Here is a 2770-nt window from a genome sequence, read left to right as displayed (position 1 = left end):
GGGCGGCGAGTGCCCGGATCTCGTCGTCGCGCTCGGTGGCCCGCGCGCGCAGGGCCTGGCGTTCCTCGTCGGCGGCGTGCTCGTCGTGCATGGCCGGGTTCGGCGGCACGAGGAAGACGTCGGTGGGCCGCGCCCCGGCCCCCGCCGCCGGGGCGCGGCCCACCGACGTCTTCCTCGTGCCGCCGAACCCGGCCATGCACGACGAGCACGCCGCCGACGAGGAACGCCAGGCCCTGCGCGCGCGGGCCACCGAGCGCGACGACGAGATCCGGGCACTCGCCGCCCGCCTCGGCAAGGACCGCGAACTCGCCGCCCGGCTCGCCTCCTGGCGCACCGGCTGCCCGGCCGGCCGGATCGTCGAACTCGCGGCCGCCGCCGAGGAGGCCCGCGCCTTCGCCGACGAGACCGAGGCCGAACTCACCGAGGCCCGCACCGCCCGCGCGGAGGCCGAGGAGACCGCCGCCGAGGCCACCCGGCTGCGCGACGAACGCCAGGAGGCCGCCCAGCGCGCAAGCCGCGTCGCGGACGCCCTCGCCGGACTCGCGCACCGGCTGCGCGAACGCGCGACCTGGCAGGTCAAGCTCCGCGAACTGGCCGACGACGCCGCCGAGTCCGAGGCCCGTACCCAGTCCTGCCTCGAACGCGCCCGCGCCGCCGACGAGGACCGGCGCGCCACTCAGCGCGGCGCCGACGACGCCCGCCGCACCGCCCGCGCCCTGCGCGCCGAGCGCGCCGAGATCGCGGGCGCCCCCGACGACGTGCCCGAAGCGGAGGACGGCGCCCCGAAGGCGTCCCTGCCCGCACTGCGGGAGGCGTACCGGGCCGCGTCACAGGTGTACGAGAAGGTCGGCGTCGGCGCCGACCTGCGCGCCGAACAGGCCCGCGCGGAGAGCGACGAGAGCGCCGCCCGCGCCGACCTGGACCGGCTCAGCAACAAGGTCCGCACCCGTGCGGAACAGCTCCTTCAGTCGCCCGACGGCTCCGACGGCCCCTCCCGGCAGGCGGCCGCCGCCCGCGCCGAGGAACTGGTGCAACTGCTGGAGACCCGCATGTCCACGGCGAGCGAACAGCTCGGCCGGCTGCGCGGCGAGGCCGAGCGGCAGGCCCCCGAGGACGGCGACGCCCACACCGAGCTGCCCGAGGACCTCCAGCCGCGCGACGCCGAGCACGCCCAGGCCCTGCTGCGCACCGCGACCGCCGAACTCGCCACCCGCACCGAGGCGTTGACCGAGGCCCGCGCCGCGCACGCCGAACTCCAGCAGGCGCACCGCTCCGCCGAGGACGGCGCGGGCGGCTTCGACGAGATCGCGGCGATGCTCCGTGACCTGCTGCGCGAACCGGCCGCCGAAGAGGAGCGGGAGAACCCCGAGCCCTATCCCGGCACCCTGGAGGAGGCCCGGCAGTCCGCGGCCGAGGCCCGCCGCTCGCTGCGCGGCTGCGCCGCCGACCTCTCCGCTGCCGACACCGCCGTCCGCGAGGCCTGCGACATCCTGGTACGGCACGCCAACTCCACCCGCTACGAGCAGGTCCGCACCCCGGCCCGGCAGCAGATCCGCGAACTGCCCGCCGCCGCGCTGCCCGAGCACGCCCAGAAGTGGGCCGACGCCTTCGCTCCCCGGCTGCGCGTCCTCACCGACGAGCTGGCCCAGCTGGAGCGCAACCGCGACTCGATCGTGGACCGGCTCCGGGGCTTGGTGGAGTCCTCCCTCGCCACCCTCCGCTCCGCCCAGCGGCTCTCCCGGCTGCCGGAGGGACTCGGCGAGTGGTCCGGGCAGGAGTTCCTCCGCATCCGCTTCGAGGAGCCCGACCAGGCCACCCTCACCGAGCGGCTCGGCGAGGTCATCGACGAGGCCACCCGAGCAGCCGTCAGGAAGAACTCCGACCTGCGCCGGGACGGCATGTCCCTGCTGCTGCGCGGGGTGGCGGCCGCCCTCCAGCCCAAGGGCGTCGCGGTGGAGATCCTCAAGCCGGACGCGGTCCTGCGCGCCGAGCGCGTCCCCGTCGGCCAGATGGGCGACGTGTTCTCCGGCGGCCAGTTGCTCACCGCGGCCATCGCGCTCTACTGCACGATGGCCGCCCTGCGCTCCAACGACCGGGGCCGCGACAAGCACCGGCACGCGGGCACGCTGTTCCTGGACAACCCCATCGGCCGTGCCAACGCGACGTACCTGCTGGAGCTGCAGCGCGCCGTCTCCGACGCGCTGGGCGTCCAGCTGCTCTACACCACCGGCCTGTTCGACACCACCGCGCTGGCCGAGTTCCCGCTGGTCATCCGGCTGCGCAACGACGCCGACCTCCGGGCCGGGCTGAAGTACATCAGCGTGGAGGAGCACCTCCGGCCGGGCCTGCCGCAGCAGCGGCAGGACGGGGACGGGGTACGCAGTGAGATCACCGCGACCCGGATGTACAAGCGGCCGTCGGCGGGGGCGTCCTCAGTCTGACGCGGGCGTCGGCTCGGAGGTCTCCGGGACCTCCAGCCGGTGCTCCGCCAGCACGCCCGTCCGGTGCCGCTGGACGAACCAGTAGTACGCGAAGCCGCCGCCCGCGATCACCGCGACGAACAGCACCGCGCCCCAGCGGAGATACCAGTGGTAGGGCGCGCTCGCGTTGTACACCGCCGGGCGCGGCCAGATCAGGTTGAGGGTCATCCCCGCGCCCCACACCACCGCGACCACGTTGACGGCCAGTCCCCAGCGGCCGAGCGAGAACCGCCCCTCCCCGGCCGGGGCCCACCGGCCGCGCAGCCGTGCCACCAGCATCGGCGCGGTCA

General features: G+C 75.9%; 1 protein-coding gene and 1 pseudogene. One reads left to right on the top strand and one right to left on the bottom strand.

Annotated elements, in window-relative coordinates:
* The coding region (locus CCN33_RS30240; protein WP_483027269.1) for a coiled-coil domain-containing protein at positions 1–2441 on the top strand (2441 nt) is incomplete at its 5' end.
* Here the strand turns inward: CCN33_RS30240 and CCN33_RS30235 are convergent.
* Positions 2433–2770: pseudogene (locus CCN33_RS30235) on the bottom strand (amino acid permease); the annotation flags it as partial. The gene CCN33_RS30240 and the pseudogene CCN33_RS30235 sit on opposite strands and share 9 nt — an antisense overlap.

Source organism: Streptomyces recifensis, assembly GCF_002154615.1.
In the GTDB taxonomy this organism is placed as follows: Bacteria; Actinomycetota; Actinomycetes; order Streptomycetales; family Streptomycetaceae; genus Streptomyces; species Streptomyces griseoluteus.
Note: the sequence above shows the minus strand (reverse complement) of the source record. Positions and strands in the feature narration are given on the sequence as shown.